Annotated in this window: 20 protein-coding genes; 13 read left to right on the forward strand and 7 right to left on the reverse strand. The window is 73.1% G+C overall.

The annotated features are described in order from the left end of the window. The 5 genes from CR470_RS15975 to CR470_RS15995 all read left to right on the forward strand — a co-directional run. Positions 1 to 770, forward strand: a 770-nt coding sequence (locus CR470_RS15975; RefSeq protein ID WP_107489470.1) for a CobD/CbiB family cobalamin biosynthesis protein, incomplete at its 5' end; no start/stop codon positions are given. Between the two features lie 40 nt (positions 771 to 810). Next, positions 811 to 2,493 (forward strand): cobyric acid synthase, encoded by a 1,683-nt coding sequence (locus CR470_RS15980; protein ID WP_097868262.1) that lies wholly within the window; start codon positions 811 to 813, stop codon positions 2,491 to 2,493. Continuing rightward, entirely contained in the window at positions 2,490 to 4,550 is a 2,061-nt protein-coding gene (locus tag CR470_RS15985) for a putative cobaltochelatase (RefSeq protein WP_097868263.1), read from the forward strand. Before CR470_RS15980 ends, CR470_RS15985 begins: the two co-directional genes overlap by 4 nt. Continuing rightward, positions 4,550 to 5,149 carry a cob(I)yrinic acid a,c-diamide adenosyltransferase gene (cobO, locus tag CR470_RS15990; RefSeq protein WP_018512216.1) on the forward strand — a complete coding sequence of 200 codons (600 nt, stop codon included), beginning with the start codon at positions 4,550 to 4,552 and terminating at the stop codon, positions 5,147 to 5,149. Before CR470_RS15985 ends, cobO begins: the two co-directional genes overlap by 1 nt. After that, the gene (locus tag CR470_RS15995) at positions 5,143 to 6,495 is read left to right on the forward strand and encodes a cobyrinate a,c-diamide synthase (RefSeq protein WP_097868264.1); all 1,353 of its coding nucleotides are present in this window, start codon (positions 5,143 to 5,145) and stop codon (positions 6,493 to 6,495) included. Before cobO ends, CR470_RS15995 begins: the two co-directional genes overlap by 7 nt. Positions 6,496 to 6,570: 75 nt before the next feature. Here the strand turns inward: CR470_RS15995 and CR470_RS16000 are convergent, their stop codons facing one another. Beyond that, complete coding sequence (locus CR470_RS16000) at positions 6,571 to 7,293, reverse strand: ZIP family metal transporter (RefSeq protein ID WP_097868265.1); 723 nt, start codon at positions 7,291 to 7,293, stop codon at positions 6,571 to 6,573. Positions 7,294 to 7,453: 160 nt separating this feature from the next. On the opposite strand from CR470_RS16000, the gene cobC reads away from it, so the two are divergent. Then, positions 7,454 to 9,055: an Rv2231c family pyridoxal phosphate-dependent protein CobC gene (cobC, locus tag CR470_RS16005; protein ID WP_097868266.1), complete on the forward strand. Its 1,602-nt coding sequence runs from the start codon at positions 7,454 to 7,456 to the stop codon at positions 9,053 to 9,055. Between the two features lie 60 nt (positions 9,056 to 9,115). Here the strand turns inward: cobC and CR470_RS16010 are convergent, their stop codons facing one another. Both CR470_RS16010 and CR470_RS16015 read right to left on the reverse strand, forming a co-directional pair. Further along, complete coding sequence (locus tag CR470_RS16010; protein ID WP_097868267.1) at positions 9,116 to 10,087, reverse strand: SCO1860 family LAETG-anchored protein; 972 nt, start codon at positions 10,085 to 10,087, stop codon at positions 9,116 to 9,118. A gap of 307 nt (positions 10,088 to 10,394) precedes the next feature. Then, positions 10,395 to 11,495, reverse strand: coding sequence for an amidohydrolase family protein (locus CR470_RS16015; protein WP_097868268.1), 1,101 nt, complete (start codon positions 11,493 to 11,495; stop codon positions 10,395 to 10,397). 77 nt (positions 11,496 to 11,572) lie between these two features. Between CR470_RS16015 and CR470_RS16020 the strand changes: the two genes are divergently transcribed. The 6 genes from CR470_RS16020 to CR470_RS16045 all read left to right on the forward strand — a co-directional run bounded on the left by CR470_RS16020 (position 11,573) and on the right by CR470_RS16045 (position 17,467). Beyond that, positions 11,573 to 12,679, forward strand: a complete 1,107-nt coding sequence (locus CR470_RS16020) for a pyridoxal-phosphate-dependent aminotransferase family protein (RefSeq protein ID WP_097868269.1) — start codon at positions 11,573 to 11,575, stop codon at positions 12,677 to 12,679. Between the two features lie 308 nt (positions 12,680 to 12,987). Further along, a complete protein-coding gene (ectA, locus tag CR470_RS16025; protein WP_097868270.1) occupies positions 12,988 to 13,518 on the forward strand; it encodes a diaminobutyrate acetyltransferase in 531 nt (176 codons plus the stop codon). 156 nt (positions 13,519 to 13,674) lie between these two features. Beyond that, positions 13,675 to 14,937: a diaminobutyrate--2-oxoglutarate transaminase gene (ectB, locus tag CR470_RS16030; RefSeq protein WP_097868271.1), complete on the forward strand. Its 1,263-nt coding sequence runs from the start codon at positions 13,675 to 13,677 to the stop codon at positions 14,935 to 14,937. 85 nt (positions 14,938 to 15,022) lie between these two features. Then, positions 15,023 to 15,421, forward strand: coding sequence for an ectoine synthase (locus tag CR470_RS16035; protein ID WP_003969937.1), 399 nt, complete (start codon positions 15,023 to 15,025; stop codon positions 15,419 to 15,421). Between the two features lie 6 nt (positions 15,422 to 15,427). Then, positions 15,428 to 16,321, forward strand: a complete 894-nt coding sequence (gene thpD, locus CR470_RS16040; protein ID WP_097868272.1) for an ectoine hydroxylase — start codon at positions 15,428 to 15,430, stop codon at positions 16,319 to 16,321. A gap of 99 nt (positions 16,322 to 16,420) precedes the next feature. Then, positions 16,421 to 17,467 carry a VOC family protein gene (locus tag CR470_RS16045; RefSeq protein WP_097868273.1) on the forward strand — a complete coding sequence of 349 codons (1,047 nt, stop codon included), beginning with the start codon at positions 16,421 to 16,423 and terminating at the stop codon, positions 17,465 to 17,467. A 126-nt stretch (positions 17,468 to 17,593) separates the two neighbouring features. Here the strand turns inward: CR470_RS16045 and CR470_RS16050 are convergent, their stop codons facing one another. The 4 genes from CR470_RS16050 to CR470_RS16065 form a co-directional block, all read right to left on the reverse strand. After that, a complete protein-coding gene (locus tag CR470_RS16050) occupies positions 17,594 to 18,652 on the reverse strand; it encodes an aminotransferase class V-fold PLP-dependent enzyme (protein ID WP_097868274.1) in 1,059 nt (352 codons plus the stop codon). Between the two features lie 93 nt (positions 18,653 to 18,745). Continuing rightward, on the reverse strand, positions 18,746 to 19,462 hold the full coding sequence (locus CR470_RS16055; RefSeq protein ID WP_097868275.1) for a DsbA family oxidoreductase: 717 nt from the start codon (positions 19,460 to 19,462) through the stop codon (positions 18,746 to 18,748). Between the two features lie 167 nt (positions 19,463 to 19,629). Then, the gene (locus tag CR470_RS16060) at positions 19,630 to 20,241 is read right to left on the reverse strand and encodes a DUF1349 domain-containing protein (protein ID WP_097868276.1); all 612 of its coding nucleotides are present in this window, start codon (positions 20,239 to 20,241) and stop codon (positions 19,630 to 19,632) included. Continuing rightward, on the reverse strand, positions 20,238 to 21,755 hold the full coding sequence (locus CR470_RS16065; RefSeq protein ID WP_097868277.1) for an aldehyde dehydrogenase (NADP(+)): 1,518 nt from the start codon (positions 21,753 to 21,755) through the stop codon (positions 20,238 to 20,240). Before CR470_RS16065 ends, CR470_RS16060 begins: the two co-directional genes overlap by 4 nt. A 210-nt stretch (positions 21,756 to 21,965) precedes the next feature. Between CR470_RS16065 and CR470_RS16070 the strand changes: the two genes are divergently transcribed. Next, positions 21,966 to 22,736 (forward strand): IclR family transcriptional regulator, encoded by a 771-nt coding sequence (locus CR470_RS16070; RefSeq protein ID WP_069756667.1) that lies wholly within the window; start codon positions 21,966 to 21,968, stop codon positions 22,734 to 22,736. Positions 22,737 to 22,836 lie beyond the last annotated feature (100 nt).

Below are 22,836 nucleotides of genomic sequence, written 5' to 3' on the forward strand. Positions count from 1 at the left end.
AGAGACAGCTGGCCGCCCGCGCCACCCGGGGCCGCCCCGCGCTCGCCGTCGCGCTGACCGCCGCCACCGCCTGGTCCGTCGTCGGGGGGACGTCGCTGGGCCGGGAGGCCCGCGCCATCGGCGGCGCCCTGGCCGCCGGGGACCTGGAGGTGGCGCGGGAGCGGCTGCCGCACCTGTGCGGTCGCGATCCGCACTCCCTGGACGGCCCGGGGATCGCCCGCGCGGTCGTCGAGTCGGTCGCCGAGAACACCTCGGACGCCGTCGTCGGCGCGCTGGTGTGGGGGGCGATCGGCGGGGTCCCGGGGCTCGTCGGCTTCCGGGCCGTGAACACGCTCGACGCGATGGTCGGCCACAAGTCGCCCCGCTACCGCCGTTACGGCTGGGCCTCGGCCCGCCTGGACGACCTCGCGGGGTGGCCCGGCGCGCGTCTGACGGCCGCGCTGGCCGTGGCGGCGGGCGGGCGGCCCCGGGAGGCCGTACGCGCCTGGAGGGCGGACGCGGAGCGTCACCCCAGTCCGAACGCGGGGCCGGTGGAGGCCGCGTTCGCGGGGGCGCTCGGCGTACGGCTGGGCGGGACGCTGGCGTACGCGGGGCGCGTCGAGCACCGGCCGGTGCTGAACGGGGAGTCCGGGCGGGACGTGCGGGGCGCGGACATCGAACGCGCGGTACGGCTGTCGCGCCGGGTGAGCGCGCTGGCCCTCGGTGTGTGCGTGGCGGGCCGGATGGTCGCGGGGCGGATGGTCGCGGGGCGGAAGCGGGGACGGTCATGAACGGTCCGGAACGGAACGCGGTACGGGAACGGGAGCGGGCATGAGCGGCGGGCTGCTGGTCGCGGGGACCACATCGGACGCGGGCAAGAGCGTCGTCACGGCGGGCATCTGCCGCTGGCTGGTGCGCCGGGGCGTGAAGGTCGCGCCCTTCAAGGCCCAGAACATGTCCCTGAACTCCTTCGTGACCCGACAGGGCGCGGAGATCGGGCGGGCCCAGGCGATGCAGGCGCAGGCCGCCCGGGTGGAGCCGACGGCCCTGATGAACCCGGTGCTGCTGAAGCCCGGCAGCGACCGGTCCAGCCAGGTGGTCCTGATGGGGAAGCCGGTCGGCGAGATGAGCGCCCGGGGATACCACGGGGGCCGTCAGGAGACACTCCTCGGGACGGTGACGAACTGCCTGGAGCAGCTGCGGGCCACGTACGACGCGGTCATCTGCGAAGGCGCCGGAAGTCCCGCCGAGATCAATCTGCGGCGCACCGACATCGTGAACATGGGGATCGCTCGGGCCGCGAAGTTCCCCGTCCTGGTGGTCGGGGACATCGACCGGGGCGGGATCTTCGCGTCGTTCTTCGGGACGACGGCGCTGCTGGGCCCCGAGGACCAGGCGCTGGTCGCGGGCTATCTGGTGAACAAGTTCCGGGGCGACGTCTCGCTGCTGGAGCCGGGCCTGGACATGCTGTTCGAGCTGACCGGGCGGCGGACGTACGGGGTGCTGCCGTTCGCCCACGGGCTCGGTATCGACGAGGAGGACGGCCTGCGGGTGTCCTTGCGGGGTGCGGTGCGGGAGTCGGTCGTGGCTCCCCCGCACGGCGAGGACGTACTGCGGGTGGCGGTCTGCGCGGTGCCGCTGATGTCGAACTTCACGGACGTGGACGCGCTGGCCGCCGAACCGGGCGTCGTCGTGCGGTTCGTGGACCGGGCGGAGGAGGTGGCCGACGCGGACCTGGTGATCGTGCCCGGGACGCGCGGGACGGTGAGGGCGCTGGCCTGGCTGCGCGAGCGGGGTCTCGCGGATGCTCTGCTGCGGCGGGCGGCGGAGGGCCGGCCGGTGCTGGGGATCTGTGGAGGGTTCCAGGTGCTCGGTGAGCGGATCGAGGACGAGGTGGAGTCGCGGGCGGGGGTCGTGGACGGGCTGGGGCTGCTGCCGGTGCGTATTCGCTTCGACCGGGCCAAGACGCTGGCGCGGCCGGTCGGTTCGGCGCTGGGCGAGCCGGTGGAGGGGTACGAGATCCACCACGGGGTGGCCGATGTGCGGGGTGGGGAGCCGTTCCTCGACGGGTGCCGGGTGGGGGCGGTGTGGGGGACGCACTGGCACGGGTCGCTGGAGAGCGACGCGTTCCGGCGGCGGTTCCTGGTGGAGGTGGCCCGGGCCGCCGGGCGGCGGTTCGTGCCGGCGCCGGACACGAGTTTCGGGGTGTTGCGGGAGGAGCAGCTGGATCGGCTCGGGGATCTGGTGGAGGAGCACGCGGATACGGACGCGTTGTGGCGGTTGATCGAGGGGGGAGCGCCGGTGGGGTTGCCGTTCGTGCCGCCGGGGGCGCCCGCCTTGCCGGGGGCCGACGCGGGTGCGGGCGCTCCGGAGAGCCGGGGCGCTGCCCCGGGCCCCGCTCCTCAATCGCCGGAGGGGCTTGAGTTTGCCGGGTCCGCTGAGTCAGGGGCCGAGGAGCCGAGGGTCCACGGACTTGATGGTGCCGATGTTCATGTCAATGAGGAGGCTCAGTGAGTACGCCGTATCCCTTCACCGCGATCGTCGGGCAGGACGACCTGCGGCTCGGGCTGTTGCTGAACGCGGTCAGTCCGGCTGTCGGCGGGGTGCTCGTGCGGGGCGAGAAGGGGACCGCCAAGTCCACCGCCGTGCGGGCGCTCGCCGCCCTCGTGCCGGAGGTCTCCGTCGTGCCGGGGTGCCGGTTCTCCTGTGACCCCGTCTCCCCCGATCCGGCGTGTCCTGATGGACCGCACGCGGAGGCGGCCGGTGTGTCGCGGGCCGCGCGGACCGTGGAGCTGCCCGTCGGCGCGTCCGAGGACCGGCTCGTGGGGGCGCTGGACATCGAGCGGGCGCTGTCGGAGGGCGTGAAGGCGTTCGAGCCGGGGCTGCTGGCGGACGCGCACCGCGGGATCCTGTACGTGGACGAGGTCAACCTGCTCCACGACCACCTGGTGGACCTGCTGCTGGACGCGGCGGCCATGGGCGCCTCGTACGTCGAGCGCGAGGGCGTCTCCGTACGGCACGCGGCGCGGTTCCTGCTGGTCGGGACGATGAACCCGGAAGAGGGTGAGCTGCGGCCCCAGTTGCTGGACCGGTTCGGGCTGACCGTCGAGGTGGCGGCGTCGCGGGACACCGACGAGCGGGTCGAGGTCGTGCGGCGCAGGCTCGCGTACGACGACGACCCGGAGGGGTTCGCCGCACGCTGGGCCGGGGAGGAGAGCGCCCTGCGGGAGCGCATCGCCGCCGCGCGCGCCCTGCTGCCCCGGGTCGTGCTGGGCGACGGCGTGTTGCGTCAGATCGCCGCGACCTGCGCCGCGTTCGAGGTCGACGGGATGCGGGCCGACATCGTGATGGCCCGTACCGCGACCGCGCTGGCCGCCTGGGCCGGCCGCGAGGAGGTCACCGCCGACGACGTGCGGCAGGCCGCACTCCTCGCGCTCCCCCACCGGCGTCGCCGCAACCCCTTCGACGCACCCGGCCTGGACGAGGACAAGCTCGATCAGACCCTGGATCAGGCCGCCGGCGATCAGGGGGAGAGCGGTGACGACGACCGGCCCGACCCCGATCCCGACCCCGACGGGGGCGGGAACGATGACGGCGGTGGTGGCGGCGGTGGCGTACCGCCCCAGGCCGACGGAGACCGTACGCCGCCGCAGGGCGAGCGCGACAGCGGCGATGACACGCCGTCACAGGCCCCTGGAGGCAGCCCCGACACGCCCGGCCGGTCCACCGGGGCCGAGCAGCAGCCGGTGGCGTCCGCCGAGCCGTTCCGGGCGAAGATGCTCAGCGTGCCGGGGCTCGGCGAGGGCGCTGCGGGGCGGCGCTCCCGGGCCCGTACCGAGCACGGGCGTACGACCGGCGCCCGCCGCCCGCAGGGCGCGCTGACCAAGCTGCATCTGGCCGCGACCGTGCAGGCCGCCGCCCCGCACCAGCGGGCGCGCGGGCGTTCCGGGCGCGGGCTCGTGGTGCGCCGGGACGATCTGCGCCAGGCGACCCGGGAGGGGCGGGAGGGCAACCTCGTGCTGTTCGTCGTGGACGCCTCGGGCTCGATGGCCGCGCGGCAGCGGATGAGCGCGGTCAAGGGGGCCGTGCTGTCGCTGCTGCTGGACGCCTACCAGCGGCGGGACAAGGTCGGTCTGGTGACCTTCCGGGGCAAGGAGGCGGAGGTGGCGCTGCCGCCGACCTCGTCCGTGGACGCGGCCGCCTCCCGTCTGGAGTCGCTGCCGACCGGGGGCCGTACCCCGCTGGCCGCCGGGCTGCTCAAGGCGCACGACGTGCTGCGGGTGGAGCGGCTGCGCGATCCGTCGCGGCGGCCCCTGCTCGTCGTGGTCACGGACGGCCGGGCGACCGGCGGGCCGGAGCCGGTGGCGCTCGCGGGACGGGCCGGGCGGCTGCACCGCTCGGAGGGGACGGCCTCGGTCGTCGTGGACTGCGAGTCGGGGTACGTACGCCTCGGTCTCGCCGGGGAACTCGCCCGGGAACTGGGAGGCACCGCCGTCACGCTCGACGAGCTGCGGGCCGACTCGATCGCCGGGCTCGTCAAGGACGTCACCGCAGCCGGGAGGGCCGCTTAATGCCGCAGGGACAGCCGACTTCAGTACCGGACGACGGGCTCACCACCCGTCAGCGGCGCAATCGCCCGCTCCTGTTCGTCCACACGGGCATCGGCAAGGGCAAGTCGACGGCGGCCTTCGGGCTGGCGCTGCGGGCGTGGAACCAGGGGTGGCCGATCGGGGTGTTCCAGTTCGTGAAGTCGGCGAAGTGGAAGGTCGGCGAGGAGAACGCGCTGAAGGTCCTCGGAGCGAGCGGCGAGGGCGGCACCGTCGACTGGCACAAGATGGGCGAGGGCTGGTCCTGGGTCCAGCGGGACGGTCAGCTGGACAACGAGGAGAAGGCCCGCGAGGGCTGGGAGCAGGTCAAGCGCGATCTGGCGGCCGAGACGTACAAGCTGTACGTGCTCGACGAGTTCGCGTACCCGATGCACTGGGGCTGGATCGACACCGACGAGGTCGTCGAGGTGATGCGGAACCGGCCCGGCACCCAGCATGTGGTGATCACCGGCCGCAACGCGCCGGACGCGCTGATCGAGGCCGCCGACCTCGTGACCGATATGTCGAAGGTCAAGCACCCGATGGACGCGGGGCAGAAGGGCCAGAGGGGCATCGAGTGGTGACCGTGCCCCGTCTGGTCATCGCCGCCCCGGCCTCGGGCAGCGGCAAGACCACCGTCGCCACCGGTCTGATGGCCGCCTTCGCCGCGCGCGGGCTCGCCGTCTCGCCGCACAAGGTGGGGCCGGACTACATCGATCCGGGTTATCACTCGCTGGCGACGGGACGCCCCGGCCGCAATCTCGACGCGTACATGTGCGGGACGGATCTGATCGCCCCGCTGTTCGCGCACGGGTCGGCGGGGTGCGACCTCGCCGTGGTCGAGGGCGTGATGGGGCTGTACGACGGTGCCTCGGGGCAGGGCGAGCTGGCGTCGACCGCGCAGGTGGCGAAGTTGCTGCGGGCTCCCGTGGTGCTGGTGGTGGACGCCTCCTCGCAGTCGCGTTCGGTGGCGGCCCTGGTGCACGGGTTCGCCTCCTGGGACCCCGAGGTCCGCATCGGCGGGGTGATCCTGAACAAGGTGGCCTCCGACCGGCACGAGGCGCTGCTGCGGGACGCGCTGGACGAATCGGGGCTGCCGGTTCTGGGCGTGCTGCGCCGGGCCCCGCAGGTGGCGACGCCCTCGCGCCATCTGGGGCTGGTCCCGGTGGCCGAGCGGGGGTCCGAAGCGGTGGACGCCGTGACGGCGATGGGCGCGCGGGTACGCGCCGGGTGCGACCTGGACGCGCTGATGGCGCTGGCCCGGACCGCGCCGGCCCTGCCGGACGCCGCGTGGGAGCCGACGCCCGCCGGGGCCACCGGTGCCGCGCGGCCCGTCGTCGCCGTGGCCGGCGGGGCGGCGTTCACCTTCGCGTACGCGGAGCACGCCGAGCTGTTGACGGCGGCCGGCGCGGAGGTCGTGGTCTTCGACCCGCTGCGGGACGAGAAGCTGCCGGTGGGTACGGCGGGGCTCGTGATCGGCGGCGGGTTCCCGGAGATGTACGCCCCAGAGCTGTCGGCCAACGAGCCGTTGCGGCGGGCGGTCACGGAACTGGCCCTGAGCGGCGCCCCGGTGGCGGCCGAGTGCGCCGGCCTGCTGTATCTGGCACGGGAGCTGGACGGGAAGCCCATGTGCGGGGTGCTGGACGCCGAGGCCCGGATGTCCGAGCGCCTCACGCTCGGGTACCGGCAGGCGGTGGCCGTGTCGGACAGTGCGCTGGCGGTGGCGGGGACCCGGATGCGCGGTCATGAGTTCCACCGCACGGTGCTGGAGCCCGGGGCGGGGACCACGCCCGCCTGGGGCATGCACCAGCCGGAGCGTCGGGTCGAGGGGTACGTCCAGCGGGGCGTGCACGCGAGCTATCTGCACACCCACTGGGCCGCGTCGCCCGGGGTGGCCCGGCGGTTCGTCGAGCACTGCCGGGCGCGGTGAGCCCTGTCCGGACCCGGTGAGCCACTGTCCAGGGGGCGCGTCCGTCGTCACGAAGCGCTCGGGCGTACGCGCGGCTCACTCCGCGATGCCGACGACCAGCCAGATGAAGCCCACGCCCCCGATGGTGCAGAGAAGGGTGGAGCGGGCGGGATGGGTGTGGTGTGCCTCGGGCAGGATCTCCGCGGCGGCCAGGTAGAGCAGCGCTCCGCCGAAGAAGCCGAGATAGCCGCCGAGCAGTTCCTCCGGAAGGGTGAACAGCACCGTCGTCGCGGCGCCCACGACCGGTGCCGCGGCAGCCGCGAAGAGCATCAGGAGCGCCTTGCGTCGGGCGTTCCCGTAAAGACTGGTGAGGGTGTACGTGTTGAATCCGTCGGCGAAGTCATGACTGATCACCGCCAGCGCGACGGCCACGCCCATGGAGCCGCTGACCTGGAAGGCGGCGCCGAGCGCGACGCCGTCCATGAAGCTGTGCCCGACCATCGCGGCCGCCGCCGTGAGCCCCACCCGCGGGACACGTTCGCCGCTCGCCCCGTGTGCCACCTGGCGTGCGGCGAGCAGCCGCTCGACCAGATGGGCCGCCAGGAAGCCGCCGACGAACAGCAGCAGGGCGGCGGGGACCCCGAACACCGGCGTACCCGCCGCCTCGATCGACTCCGGCAGGAGGTCGAGTCCGACCACGCCGAGCATCAGGCCGCCCGCGAAGCCGAGCACCAGGTGACGGCGGTCGGTGACGCGTTGTGCGACCCAGCCGCCGGCCAGAGTCATCAGGAACGCGCCGAGCGCGACGAACACCGCCATGGGGCCTTGCTAGCCGATCGGGGCCTCCCTCCGCATCTCAGGGTGCCCTTACCGGCGGCGTCCGCCGCGCCGCTCCCGCCGCCCGTTTCCGTATACGGAACGGCCCCTCCTCCTCCCCCTCACCACCGAGACGTATGACCTGAAAGGCAGGACTCCGCCGATGACCGGAGCATCCGTCGGCACCGGACCGGAGTCCGGGGCCCGCAGTCTGGTGGTGGGGGTCGGCGCGCGCCGGGGCGCCCCCGGCGATGTGGTGTTCGCCCTGATCGAGGCGGTGCTGAGCGGGGCGGGGCTGGACGCGGCCGACGTGCTGGAGGTGGCGACGGTCGACGCCAAGGGCGACGAGCCGGGGATCGTGGGGGCGGCGGCCCGGCTCGGGGTGCCGCTGCGGACCCATCCGGCCGGGGCGCTGGCCGCGGTCCGCGTGCCGCACCCCTCGGGCGCGGTGGGTGCGGCGGTGGGGACCGGGTCGGTCGCGGAGGCGGCGGCGCTGATCGAGGCGGACGAACTGGTGGTACCGAAGACCCGCGCCCCGGGCGGGAACTCCTCGGCCGGGGGGATGGCGACCTGTGCGGTGGCCCGCCGGCATCCGGCCGTCGGCGGGACTTTCGAGGTTTCCGGCAGGAAAACTTCCCCCTCACCGGTGACGGCGGGCTCCCGCCCGTTCACCATGGCTGCCATGAATCCCCCCACGCGGAACATCGAGAGCACAGGGCCCGACCTGCGCCACCACGGCGACGCGGAGGTGCGCGGCGAGAATCTGACCGATCTCGCCGTGAACGTCCGTACCCACACACCTCCGGAGTGGCTGCGCGAGCGGATAGCCGCGTCGCTCACTTCGCTGGCCGCCTACCCGGACGGTTCCTCCGCCCGCGCCGCGGTCGCCGGTCGGCACGGGCTGCCGGTGGAGCGGGTGCTGCTGACGGCGGGCGCGGCCGAGGCGTTCGTCCTGATCGCCCGTGCTCTTCCGGCCCGCTGCCCGGTCGTGGTGCATCCGCAGTTCACGGAACCGGAGGCGGCTCTGCGGGCGGCCGGGCACCAGGTGGGGCGGGTGCTGCTGCGCGCCGAGGACGGCTTCCGGCTCGATCCGGAGGCGGTGCCCGAGGAGGCGGACCTCGTGGTGGTCGGCAACCCGACGAACCCGACGTCCGTGCTGCATCCGGCGGCGCTGCTGGAGCGGTTGGCGCGGCCGGGGCGGACGCTGGTCGTCGACGAGGCGTTCATGGACGTCGTGCCGGGCGAGCGCGAGGCGCTGTGCGACCGGACGGACGTCCCGGGGCTCGTGGTGCTGCGCAGCCTCACCAAGACGTGGGGGCTCGCCGGGCTGCGGATCGGTTACGTCCTGGCCTGTCCGGAGACCGTGGCGCTGCTTTCCGAGGCGCAGCCGCTGTGGCCGGTGTCGTCCCCGGCGCTGGCGGCGGCGGAGGCGTGCATGGAGCCGCGGGCGCTGGTGGAGGCGGCCGAGGCGGCGGACCGGATCGCGGTGGACCGGGCCCATCTGCTGGCCGGGCTGGCCGAGTTCAGCGAGGTGGAGGTGGTGGACGCGGCCCGGGGGCCGTTCGTCCTGGTGCGTCTTGAGCGGGCGGCGGAGGTCCGGGAACGGCTGCGGCTGCTGGGCTTCGCGGCGCGGCGCGGGGACACCTTCCCGGGGCTGGGGCCGCAGTGGCTGCGGCTCGCGGTCCGCGACCGGGCCACGACCAATCGTTTCCTCCAGGCCCTGGACCAGGCCGTGCAGGCGCTGCCCGCGAGATCGGGGCGCTGAGGGGCCCGGCAGGGGCGGGGCGGCGTTCGTCGTGCGAACGCCGCCCCCCCCTCACGCGTATCAGCTCTGGCTGCTGCCACGCCTGCGCGCCAGCACCGTCGCGCCGGCGCCGACGGCCAGCAGCAGGGCCGCTCCGCCCGCGATGTACGGGGTGGTGGAGCTGCCGCCGGTCTCGGCGAGGTTGGCCTCGGTGGGAGCGGTGCCGGTGTCGGAGCCGGTCTGCGTCTTCGCGTCGCCGCCGGTGCCTCCGTCGCCACCCGTGGAGCCGCCGTCCGTGGAGCCCGGCTCCTCAGGGGTCGGCTTCTCGGGGGTCTTCGGTCCCTTCGGGGTCTCGCAGGTCGCCTCGGCGAGGGTGACCTCGCCCTCCACCTCGGCGACGTTGAGATTCAGCGGGTTGACCGACACCTTGAGCCGGAGTGCCGTCGCGGCCGCCGTGCGCTCGGTGGTGACCGTCTTGGAGAGGTCGAGGGAGACCTCGCCGACGCCCGGCACCGCCACCCGGGTCGGTCCGCCCGCGGAGAGCGTCACCTTCTTGCCGAGCACCGCGACGTGGCCGAGCACGTTCGACTCGGCGACGGGCTTCTCGCCGGTCTCGCAGACCGCCTTGGAGGTGACCTTCTCGACCTCGATGAGCGAGAGCACCGGCAGTCCGGGGACATGGATCCTGGCCTTCGCCAGGTTGGTGCGGCCCTCGGCCCTGTGCTCGTCGACGGTGGCGTTCGCGGTGGCCACGTCGGCGCGCAGGACGCTGACCGGGGCTCCGCCCTCCACCCCGTCCACGTTCACGCTGAGCGCGGTCTTCCCGGCGCTGGCCGGGGCCTGCACCTCGTTGAGCGTGACCTTGAGGGGCACCTGGACGGACTTGTTGAGGAGCGAGACGTCGAGCCCGGTACGGAGCACGACCGCGCTCGCCCTGCCCTCGCCGCCGGTGGTGGGCGTCGCCGGGGCTGCGTGCGCGGGGACGGCGGCAAGCAGGGCGACGGGTCCGGCGGCGACCGCCAGGGCGGCGAGACGGAAGGTGTTGCTGTTCAAGATGGTGGAACCCCCACAAGAGACATGGAGCCACCGGCACAGTCCAATGGGGGACATCGCCTGCGCCGGTGGCCTCGACTCCGTGAATCTTTACGCACTGAGGGTGAACTGGCGGATACCTGGCGTGAGTTCACCCCAAAGGGGGGTTTCCGCGCGCATATTCGAATCTTTCGGCACGTGCGTTCGCCGCTGTCACTCGTTTCACTCGGCGCGAGCCGTACGGAGTGCGCTTGCGCCGGAGCGCGCGCAGAAGTGCTTCAACGATCCGGGGGCGGCATCCGTCACTGCCCGTCAACACCGCGACGCCTCATCCGGTCACCCGCCCGTTCAGCACGATGTGCCGGGGGGCCGCCAGCACCCGGACGTCCGCGCGCGGGTCCTCGTCGTACACGACCAGGTCCGCCGGAGCGCCCTCCTCCAGCACGGGCCGCCCCAGCCAGCGCCTGGCTCCCCACGCGGTGGCGGAGAGGGCCTCCAGGGGCGGGATGCCCGCCTTGACCAGCTCGGCGACCTCGCCCGCGACCAGCCCGTGCGCCAGGGAGCCGCCCGCGTCGGTGCCGACGTAGACGGGGATCCCGGCGTCGTACGCGGCGCGCACGGTGTCGTAGCGGCGTTCGTACAGCTGCCGCATATGGGCCGACCAGCGGGGGAACCTGGCCTCGCCGCCCGCCGCGAGGTCGGGGAAGGTGGCGATGTTGACCAGCGTCGGGACGATCGCGACTCCCCGCTCGGCGAAGAGCGGGATGGTGTCCTCGGTCAGGCCGGTGGCGTGCTCGACGCAGTCGATGCCCGCCTCCACCAGGTCGGTGAGCGACTCCTCGGCGAAGCAGTGAGCGGTGACGCGGGCGCCGAGCCGGTGCGCCTCGGCGATGGCCGCCTCGACCTCGCCGCGTGGCCAGCAGGCGGTCAGGTCCCCGGCGTCGCGGTCGATCCAGTCCCCCACCAGCTTGACCCAGCCGTCCCCGCGCCGGGCCTCCCGGGCGACGTACGCGACGAGGTCGCCGGGCTCGATCTCATGGGCGTAATTGCGGATGTAGCGGCGGGTCCTGGCGATGTGACGGCCGGCCCTGATGATCTTCGGCAGGTCCTCGCGGTCGTCGATCCACCGGGTGTCGGAGGGCGAGCCCGCGTCCCGGATCAGCAGGGTTCCGGCCTCCCGGTCGGTGAGCGCCTGTTTCTCGGCGGTCGCCGCGTCGACCGGGCCGTGCCGGTCCAGGCCCACATGGCAGTGCGCGTCGACCAGCCCGGGCAGCGCCCAGCCCGTGACGGTCACCGCGTCGTCGGCGCCGGGCGGCCGCTCGTAGGTGATCCGCCCGTCCACGGCCCACAGTTCGTCCCGCACCTCGTCCGGGCCGACGAGCACCCGGCCCTTCACCCGCAGCACCCGCTGCTCCTCCTGATCACTCATACGCGGCACTGTACGAGGCCGTCGGTAGGCTGCCCGTGCGATTCCGACCGTCGAACGAACCCGAAGAGAGCCCCATCGTGACGCACCCCTTCCTCGACCTCCCCCCGCTCACCGCCGACCGCTTCGCGGCGATCGAGCGGCGCGTGGCCCGGCTCCTCGCCACGGAGCAGGACGTCGTCATCACCCAGGGCGAGGCGCTGCTGCCGCTGGAGGGCTGCATCCGCAGCGGCGCGCGGCCCGGCTCGACCGCGCTGAACGTGGTCACCGGACCGTACGGGCAGACCTTCGGCAACTGGCTGCGGGACTGCGGGGCGGAGGTCGTCGACCTCACCGTGCCCTTCCACGCCGCGGTCACCGCCGACCAGGTCGCCGAGGCGCTCGCCGAGCACCCGGGGATCGACTTCGTCTCGCTGGTGCACGCGGAGGCGGCGACCGGCAACACCAACCCGGTCGCGGAGATCGGCGAGGTGGTCCGGGCGCACGGAGCGCTGTTCATGCTGGACGCGGTCGCCTCGGTGGGCGCCGAGCCCCTGCTGCCGGACGCCTGGGGCGTCGACCTGTGCGTGATCGGCGCGCAGAAGGCCATGGGCGGGCCCGCCGGGGTGTCGGCGGTGTCGGTGAGCGCCCGGGCCTGGGAGCGGATCGCCGCCAACCCGGCTGCCCCGCGCCGCTCCTACCTCTCCCTCCTGGACTGGAAGGAGCGCTGGATCGACGGCGGCCGGACGGCCCTGCCGCACGCCCCGGCGCAGCTGGAGATGCTGGGCCTGGAGGCCTGCGTGGCGCGGATCGAGGACAAGGGCCTGGACACGGTGATGGCCCGCCACGCCTCGGCCGCCGCGGCGACCCGGGCCGGAGCGGTGGCCCTGGGCGGCGGGCTGGAGCCGTACGTCCACGAGGCGCGGGACGCGGCCCCGGTGGCGACGACGCTGCGTGCCCCGGCGGGGACGGACGCGGCCGTGCTGGTCGCGGAGGCGCTGGCGGCGGACCCCGCGCTGCCGCTCGTCGCGGGCGGTGGTGCGCTGTCCAAGGAGATGATCCGGGTCAACCATTACGGGGTGGATGCGACGCGGGGCGCGGTGCTGTCCTCGCTCGCGGCTCTGGGGGCGGCGCTGGCCGATGCGGGCCGGCGGGTCGATATCGAGGCTGCCCGCAGGGCTGTTTCGGAAACCTGGCCGAGCCTCTGATATTCATAATGCGGTGAGCTGCTTTATCGAAAAGCAGCTTCCCACATTCTTCTGCCCGCTTTCCCGTCACCTAAACGGGGAAGTTTTTCTGGTCTCGAACTTCGCGATTCGGACACCCCCCGCGAGAGTTACAACCCTGTGACCGACTCCACAAGATCGGCGTTATGCCCGATAAATTCGGGACAAAGTGCAGGAAATCGTACCCGAATCGTGGGGGGTCTCGCGCACGCCTGATAACACAAAAGGGCTCCTCACCCAACCCTCTACGTCGATGCAATTTCGAAATTTGCTGGGTAAATTCAATTCGCATGACCGCCGCACCAGCAGATTTTGCCCGTGCCCGAAGCGAATTCCTCAGTATCGATGCGCCACGAGTGGAGGACGGAGCCGCGATCTGGCGCATAGCCCGCGACTCCCAGGTCCTGGACCTGAACTCCTCGTACAGCTACCTGCTGTGGTGCCGTGACTTCGCCGCGACCTCCGCCGTCGCCCGTGGCGAGAACGGCGAGCCCATCGCCTTCGTGACGGGCTACATCAGGCCCGACCGTCCCCAGACCCTCGTCGTCTGGCAGGTGGCCGTCGACCAGGCCCACCGCGGCAAGGGACTGGCCGCCGCTCTGCTGGACGCGCTGACCGCCCGGGTCGCCGCCGACCAGGGCCTCTCGTCCGTGGAGACGACGGTCACGCCGGACAACACCGCCTCCGACCGGCTGTTCACCTCCTACGCCCAGCGCCACGACGTCGCGCTGGAGCAGGAGGTGCTCTTCGACGGCGGGCTGTTCCCCGAAGGGACGCACCTGCCCGAGGTGCTCTACCGCATGGGCCCGTTCGCCACCTGAGCCGTCCCGGCCACCGCACTCCGGCGTACCCGACCCGTACGCCCGGACCCACCGACTTTTCGCGCCGTCCGACCACTCGGCGCGGTCCCGGCCGCATCCGTGCGGCGGGAGCACTCGACCACTGCCCGTCACACCCCCTCACGCAGGAGAACCGCTGTGACCATCACCCCGCCCGCACTGAGCGTCTTCGAGACCCTGGAGTCGGAGGTACGGAGCTACTGCCGCGGCTGGCCCGCCGTGTTCGACCGCGCGCAGGGCGCCCGGCTGACCGACGAGGACGGCCACTCCTACCTGGACTTCTTCGCCGGGGCCGGCTCGCTCAACTACGGCCACAACAACCCGGTGCTGAAACGAGCGCTGATCGACTACATCGAGCGCGACGGCATCACCCACGGCCTGGACATGGCGACCACCGCCAAGCGCGCGTTCCTGGAGACGTTCCAGAACGTGATCCTGCGGCCTCGCGACCTGCCGTACAAGGTGATGTTCCCCGGCCCGACCGGCACCAACGCCGTCGAGTCGGCGCTGAAGCTGGCCCGTAAGGTCAAGGGCCGCGAGTCCGTCGTCTCGTTCACCAACGCCTTCCACGGCATGTCGCTGGGCTCGCTCGCCGTGACCGGCAACGCGTTCAAGCGGGCCGGGGCCGGTATCCCGCTGGTGCACGGCACCCCGATGCCGTTCGACAACTACTTCGACGGTACGGTCCCCGACTTCCTCTGGTTCGAGCGACTGCTGGAGGACCAGGGCTCCGGGCTCAACAAGCCCGCCGCCGTGATCGTGGAGACGGTCCAGGGCGAGGGCGGCATCAACGTCGCCCGCGCCGAGTGGCTGCGCGCGCTGCAGGAGCTGTGCCACCGCCAGGACATGCTGCTGATCGTCGACGACATCCAGATGGGCTGCGGCCGTACCGGCGGCTTCTTCTCCTTCGAGGAGGCCGGCATCGTCCCGGACATCGTCACGCTCTCGAAGTCCATCAGCGGCTACGGCATGCCGATGTCCCTCTGCCTGTTCAAGCCGGAGCTGGACATCTGGGAGCCGGGCGAGCACAACGGCACCTTCCGCGGCAACAACCCGGCCTTCGTCACGGCCGCCGCCGCGCTGGACGCCTACTGGGCCGACGGCCAGATGGAGAAGCAGACCCTGGCCCGCGGCGAACAGGTCGAGCAGACTCTGCTGGCCATCTGCGCCGAGGAGCCGACCGCGCAGTTCCGCGGCCGGGGCCTGGTCTGGGGCATGGAGTTCCAGCACCCGGCGCGCGCCTCGGCGGTCTGCGCCCGCGCCTTCGAGCTGGGGCTCCTGCTGGAGACCTCGGGCCCGCAGAGCGAGGTCGTCAAGCTGCTGCCGCCGCTGACCATCACCCCCGAAGAGCTGGACGAGGGCCTGCGCACGCTGGCCCGCTGCGTCCGCGAGACGGCCTGACCCGGCACTGCCGGGCAGGCGGAGAAGAGAGGTCCCGGGCCGCGAGGCCCGGGGCCCTGTACAGAGAGAAAGGCAACCGCTCACCGTGATCGTCCGATCGTTCAGTGACATCGAGAACACCGACCGGCATGTGAAGTCAGCGTCCGGCACCTGGGAGAGCAAGCGCATCGTGCTCGCCAAGGAGAAGGTGGGCTTCTCGCTCCACGAGACCGTGCTGTACGCGGGCACGGAGACCTCCATGTGGTACGCGAACCACATCGAGGCGGTGCTCTGCACCGAGGGCGAGGCCGAGCTCACCAACGACGAGACCGGCGAGACGCACTGGATCACGCCCGGCACCATGTACCTGCTGGACGGGCATGAGCGGCACACCATGCGGCCCAAGACCGACTTCCGCTGCGTGTGTGTCTTCAATCCCCCCGTCACCGGACGGGAGGACCATGACGAGAACGGTGTCTATCCACTGCTGACCGAGGAGGCCTGAACCACCATGACCACCGAAGTACGCGCCGATCTGTACCCCTCGCGCGGCGCCGCCGAGATGACCACTCCCCGCCAGGACCCGGTCATCTGGTCCGCGCCGGGCGCACCGGGCCCGGTCGCCGCCAAGGACCTCCAGGGATATGAGCACGACGGCTTCCTCACCGTCGACCAGCTCATCACCCCGGACGAGGTCGCCGTCTACCGGGCCGAGCTGGACCGGCTGATCTCCGATCCGGCGGTCCGCGCCGACGAGCGCTCGATCATCGAGAAGCAGTCGCAGAACGTACGGTCCGTCTTCGAGGTCCACCGGATCAGCGAGGTCTTCGCCGGTCTGGTCCGCGACGAGCGGGTGGTGGGCCGCGCCCGCCAGATCCTCGGTTCGGACGTGTACGTCCACCAGTCCCGGATCAACGTGAAGCCGGGCTTCGGGGCCACGGGCTTCTACTGGCACTCGGACTTCGAGACCTGGCACGCGGAGGACGGTCTGCCGAACATGCGGACGGTGTCCGTGTCGATCGCGCTGACCGAGAACTTCGACACCAACGGCGGGCTGATGATCATGCCCGGTTCGCACAAGACGTTCCTCGGCTGTGCGGGCGAGACGCCGAAGGACAACTACAAGAAGTCGCTCCAGATGCAGGACGCCGGCACCCCGTCCGACGAGGCGCTGACGAAGATGGCCGACCGCCACGGCATCAAGCTCTTCACGGGCAAGGCCGGTTCGGCGACCTGGTTCGACTGCAACGCGATGCACGGCTCGGGCGACAACATCACCCCGTACGCGCGCAGCAACGTCTTCATCGTCTTCAACAGCGTGGAGAACGCGGCGCAGGAGCCCTTCGCGGCTCCGATCCGCCGCCCCGAGTTCATCGGGGCGCGGGACTTCACCCCGGTGAAGTAGCGGGACGCACGGGACATAGGGGCCGGGACGGTACGCCGTCCCGGCCCCCTCCGCGTAACTCGTTGGACCGGGGCGGCGTCAGCGGAGAGGGTGTCCGCCATGACCTCCCATGTACGCCACATCACGATCGACTGTGCCGACGCCTACGCGCTCGGCGGCTTCTGGGCCCAGGTGCTCGGCGCGCCGCTCTCCGACGAGGACGTCCCCGGCGACCCGGAGGCGCTGGTCGAGGCCCCCGGCGCGGCGGTCCTCTTCGTCCAGGTGGACGAGAGGAAGCAGACCAAGAACCGCGTCCATCTGGACATCCAGCCGCAGGACCGCTCCCGGGACGAGGAGGTGGAGCGGCTGCTCGCGCTCGGGGCGACCCTGGTGGGCGACCACCGCAAACCGAACGGGCGCGGCTGGGCGACGCTCGCCGACCCCGAGGGCAACGAGTTCTGCGTGGAGTGCTCCGCCGCCGAGCGGGCGGCCCCGACCGGGACCCGGCTGCCGGTGACCGCCGACGATGTGACCTCGGCGGTGCGGCTCGCGGTGGACGTGCTGGCCGGGGCCCCGGCGGACCGCTGGGACGCGCCCGCGGGGACCCTCACGTGGACCTGCTGGGAGACGGTGGAGCACCTGAGCGACGATCTGTTCGCGTACGCCGTGCAGTTGGGCCCGCGTACGCCTCCGCTGGACGGCGAGGTGCCCTACCGGTGGGCGCCCGAACGGCAGGGCGGGCCGCACAACGCGGTCTTCGCCGACCGTGACGCCGGCCCCGCCGGGCTGCTGGCCACGCTGGAGGCGAGCGGGGCGCTGCTGGCCTCGATGGCGCGGACGACGCCGCCCGAGGTGCGCTCGTACCACGGGTACGGGATCTCCGACCCGGAGGGCTTCGCCGCGATGGGTGTGGTGGAGACCCTGGTGCACACGCATGACCTCGCCGAGGGCCTGGGGCTGGCGTGGTCGCCGCCCCCGGCGCTCTGCGACCGGGTGCTGGCCCGGCTCTTCCCGGACGCCCCGGCGGGCGGCGACCGGTGGACCGTACTGCTGTGGGCCACCGGCCGCGCCGAGCTGCCGGGCCACCCGCGCCGGACCTCGTGGCGGTGGGACGGGAGGCCGCGCGAGGACGGCCGGACGGCGTCGAGCGCCGGGGAGTCGGTGTAGCCCCTGGCGTCGCCGCCGAAGAGGGCCGACGGGGCGGGACGGCCTCCTGGATGCGCGGGTGGACGATGCCGAGCGGCTCGATCGCCCGCACCGCCCCGACCGGTGCTGAGCCGCCCCCCGCACGGCTCAGGCCAGGAACTCCAGCACCCGGTCCACATCGGCCTCCGTGTTGTAGAGATGGCAGGAGATCCGCAGGTTCCCGGCCGGGGCCGAGACGGCGATGCCGGCCTCCGCCAGGTCGGGCTGACGGCTCTCCAGTCCCGGCACGGAGACGATCGCCGACTCCCCGGGAACGGTCTCGTGCCCGAGCTTCGCCAGCCCCGCCCGCAGCCGGGCCGCGAGCCCGGTGGCGTGCGCGTACAGGGCGTCGGCCCCCACCTCACCGAGCAGCTCCAGGGAGTGCTCGGCCCCGTGGTACGAGAGGAATGCGGGCGGCTCGTCGAAACCGCGGGCGGTGGGGGCGAGGCGCTCCAGCGGGCCGTAGTTGCTCGCCCAGGGCGCGCCGGCGGAGACCCAGCCCGCGAAGAGGGGCGGCAGGGTGTCCTCCGCCTCCTCGGTGACGGTCAGGAACGACGTACCGCGTGGACAGAGCAGGAACTTGAAGCCGCCGGTCACGGTGTAGTCGTACGCCCCCGCCTCCAGCGGGAACCAGCCCGCCGCCTGGGTTCCGTCCAGCAGGGTCCGGGCACCGTGCGCCGCGGCGGCCGCGCGGACGGCGGCCAGATCGGCCACCCGGCCGTCGGCCGACTGCACGGCGGAGAAGGCGACGAGGGCGGTCGAGGGGCGCACGGCCCCGGCGAGGTCATCGAGCGGCGCGTACCGCATGCGCAGATCGCCGCGGAGCGCGAACGGGCTGACCACGGAGGAGAACTCGCCCTCGGGGCAGAGGACTTCGGCGCCCGGCGGCAGCGAAGCGGCGATCAGGCCGACGTGGACGGTGACGGAACCGCCGGTGGCGACCCGGTCCGGACGCACTCCGGCGAGCCGGGCGAAACCGGCCCGGGCGGCCTCCACCGCGTCGAAGCTGCCCGCCCCCACCCGGCGCCCCGCGGCGTTCTCGTCGGCCAGGGCCTTGACGGCGGCGATCGTCCGGCGGGGCAGCAGGCCCCAACTGGAGGTGTTGAGGTAGGTGACCTCGGGCGCGAATTCGGCGGCTGCCGCTTGGATGGGCGCAAGGATCGTCATACGTCCACCCTGGAGCCCCCTTGCCTCAAAGTCAATCACGGAGAGTCAAGGGGACATCAAAGGGATACTTATAGGCGGCTCCCGGGTGCGGGCTCAGCTCCGCGGAACCTCGCAGGCGCCGTCCGTGTCACAGGCCGCGGCATCCCCGCCGACGGCGGTGAGAGCGGTGACGGGGCGGTCCTTCCAGGCCTGCTCCAGCGCCTGGACGAAGACCTCCGACGGCTGGCCGCCGGAGATTCCGTACCGACGGTCGAGGACGAAGAACGGCACGGCGTTGGCGCCCAGTTCGGCCGCCTCGCGCTCGTCGGCGCGGACGTCGTCCGCGTACGCCCCGGGGTCGGCGAGCACCGCACGGGCCTCGACGGCGTCGAGTCCGGCCTCCACGGCGAGGGCGAGCAGCACCTCGTCGTCGAAGACGGACCGCTCCTCGGCGAAGTTCGCCCGGTAGGCGAGGGTCAGCAGCTCGTCCTGGCGGCCGCGGGCCTTGGCCAGGTGCAGCAGCCGGTGGAGGTCGAAGGTGGAGCCGTGGTCACGGCCCTCGGTGCGGTAGCCGAGCCCCTCGGCCTGCGCGTTGGCCGCGACGTTCGCCTCCATCGAGGCCGCTTCCTCGCGGCTGCGGCCGTACTTCTCGGCCAGCATGTCGATCACGAGCGCGGTGTCGCCCTTGGGCCGCGAGGGGTCGAGCTCGAAGGAGCGGTGCACCACCTCGACCTCGTCCCGGTGGGCGAACTCCGCGAGGCCCTTCTCGAAGCGGGCCTTGCCGATGTAGCACCACGGACAAGCGATGTCGCTCCAGATCTCGACGCGCATGACTCTTCTTCTCTCCAGGGGTCGCGACGGGGCGGAGGGATCCTCCGCACAGGGTCAGTGGGTCGAACGCGAATCCGTACCGGGTGATTCCCGGACCTTCCCGCCCGTCCCACCTCGCCTCCCCCGTCACTGTCTCTCTTCCCCTGTCACCGCCGCGCCGCCCCCGGTCACCGCCCGTCGCGCAGGTCCTCCACTCCCCCGGCCAGGAACGCGATCCGGTCGAAGACCGCGCCACAGCCCTCGCCGGTGGGCGACTGCACCAGGAAGCCGGCGCGGGCGGCGGCCCGCTCCTTCTCCGTGCCGAGGGTGAAGACGCGGACGAAGGTCCACGTCTCGCCGTCGGCGGAGGCGTGGAAGGCGTAGGCGCTGCCGGTGCGGCTGAGGCGGAGCCAGCAGACGCCCTCCTCCACCACGAAGGCGTTGGCGTCGTCGCTGTGGCCCCGGGTGACGACGGTGCAGACGGTCGGGAGGTCCGCGGAGTGCTCCAGGCAGAGTTTGGCCCACTCGCGGTCCCCGACGTGCAGATACAGCGCGCCCGCGTCACCGGCCGACAGCAGCCCCGGGCGCACCCGGGCCACCAGCCGGAAGTCCCCCTCCCCCACCGGTCCGAGCAGGCGCGGGGCGTCGGAGGCCGGGTCCAGGTAGTCGCCGGACGGGGGGACGAAGAGGTCCTGGCCGGGTCCGGCCCGGCCGGTCAGCACGCCGTCGGCGTGGGTCCAGCGTCCGTCGGGGCCCTCCGCGTCCAGGGCGAGGGGGAAGGCGTCCAGGTGCAGGCTCATGCGCGGCCTCCGTCCACCCGGCGGGGCAGGCCCAGCGGGTTGTCCTCGCGCAGCTCCGGCGGGAGGAGTGCCTCGGGGGTGGACTGGAACGTGACGGGGCGCAGCCAGCGTTCGATCGCCGTCGCGCCGACCGAGGTGGAGGTGGAGGTGGTGGCCGGGTAGGGGCCGCCGTGGTGCTGGGCGGGGGCGACGGCGACGCCGGTCGGCCAGCCGTTGACGAGGATGCGCCCGGCGAGCGGGGTGAGGGCGGCCAGCAGGCGCGCCGCGTCCGGGTCGGCGTCCTCGGCGGCCTGGAGGGTGGCGGTGAGGTTCCCGGGCAGCCGGGCGAGGACGGCGGCGATCTCGTCGACGGAGGCGTACCGGGCGATCACGGTGACCGGCCCGAAGCACTCCTCCAGCAGCGCGTCGTGCGGGCCCTCGGCGGTCAGCCGGGCGGCCGGGACGGTGAGGAATCCGGCGGATACGGTGTGCTCGCCGCCCGCGCCGGGGGTGACGGGCGCCCCGACGTCCGGCAGTGCGGCCCGCTCCCGTACACCCGCGACGAAGGCGTCCCGCATGCGGTGGTCCAGCAGGACGCCGGAGCCGGTGGAGCTGACCGTCTCGGTGAGCGTCTTGAGGAGCTGGTCGCCCGCCGCGCCCTCGGGGACCAGGACGAAGCCGGGCTTGGTGCAGAACTGGCCCGCGCCCAGCGTCATCGAGCCGCCGAGCCCGGCGCCGATCTCCCCGGCGCGCTCGGCGGCGGCCGCCCCGGTGACGACGACCGGGTTGAGGGAGCCGAGTTCGCCGTGGAAGGGGATGGGGGTGGGGCGGGCGGCCGCCGCGTCGAACAGGGCGCGTCCGCCGCGTACCGAGCCGGTGAAACCGGCGGCGCTCACCAGCGGGTGGCGGATCAGCTCGACGCCCGCGTCGAAGCCGTGCACCAGGGTCACGACGTCCTCGGGCAGTCCGGTGCGGGCGGCGGCGCGGCGGAGGACCGAGGCGCAGAGTTCGGAGGTGGCCGGGTGGTCGGGGTGCGCCTTGACCACGACCGGACAGCCGGCCGCGAGCGCGCTGGCCGTGTCGCCGCCGGGGACGGAGAAGGCGAGCGGGAAGTTGCTGGCCGCGTAGACGGCGACGACCCCGAGCGGGATCTTGTAGCGGCGCAGGTCGGGCCAGGGCGGGGTCCGGGAGCCGTCCGGGTGGTCGATGTGGACGTCGAGGTAGGCCCCTTCGTCCACGACCTCCGCGAAGGCCCTCAACTGGGCTGCGGTACGGGCCAGTTCACCAGTGAGCCGGGCCGGCCCCAGGGCGGTCTCGGCGTCGGCCGCCTCGACGATGTGCTCGCCGGACTCCTCCAGCAGTTCCGCCGCCGTACGCAGGAACGCGACGCGCGCCGCGCGGTCGGCGAGGGCGTCGCGGGCGGCGTGGGCCGCCCGGACCGCGCGGTCGACCTCCCCGGCGGTAGCCTCCACCGCGACCTGCTCGCGCGGGTTCCCGGTTCGGGGGTCGACACTCCAGACTGGTGCTGCGCTCACCGTGATTCCCTCCCGTGGTACGACCGGCCACCGGCCGACTTCCGGCCGGCTTCGGCCGCATCAGCAAGTGTTCGGTATTCTGAACAGAGTTCCTGATCGTGAATGTCCTGGGACTCTATTTCCGGGCGTTCCGTGTTGGCAATCGTGTGGCGGCTTTTCGGACGCCGACGCGGACGAGAAGTCGATGAGCTGGAGAAGGGGGCGTGGGCGATGTCGGTCGCCGAGTCCGGTGGGGCACAGGTCAAGTCCGCGGTTCGGACCGTGGAGCTCCTCGAATACTTCGCGGGGCGGCCCGGCATGCACTCGCTGGCCGCCGTCCAGGAGGCTGTGGGCTACCCCAAGTCGAGCCTCTACATGCTGCTGCGCACCCTGGTGGAGCTGGGCTGGGTGGAGACGGACGCGACGGGCACCCGGTACGGGATCGGCGTCCGCGCCCTGCTGGTCGGCACGTCGTACATCGACGGCGACGAGGTCGTGGCCGCCGCCAGGCCCACGCTGGACAGGCTGTCCGACGACACCACGGAGACCATTCACCTGGCCCGCCTCGACGGGACGAACGTGGTCTACCTCGCCACCCGGCAGTCCCAGCACTATCTGCGCCCCTTCACCCGGGTCGGCCGTCGGCTGCCCGCGCACTCCACCTCGCTCGGCAAGGCGCTGCTGGCCACCCACAGCGACGAGCAGGTCCGCAAGATGCTGCCCGAGTCGCTGCCCGCGCTGACCGAGCACACCATCACGGACCGCGAGAAGCTCATCGAGGAGCTGCGGCTGGTCCGCGAGCAGGGCTACGCGGTGGACCGCGAGGAGAACACCATCGGCCTGCGCTGCTTCGGCGTGGCGATCCCCTACCGGACGCCCGCGCGCGACGCGATCAGCTGCTCGGTGCCGGTCGCCCGGCTCACCCCCGGCCACGAACAGATGGTGAAGGACGCCCTGTTCGACGCCCGGGACCGGCTCACCCTCGCGACCCGCAGGCTCTGACGGCCGCGATGGTGCCGCGCCCGCGACGCGGAGCGTCGTCGTCGTCGACCGACGGCGACGCGGGAAGCGCGCGCGTGCGGACGTGGCCGCCCGGGCCCAG

This window comes from Streptomyces sp. rh34 (assembly GCF_002551245.1).
Classification (GTDB): Bacteria; Actinomycetota; Actinomycetes; order Streptomycetales; family Streptomycetaceae; genus Streptomyces.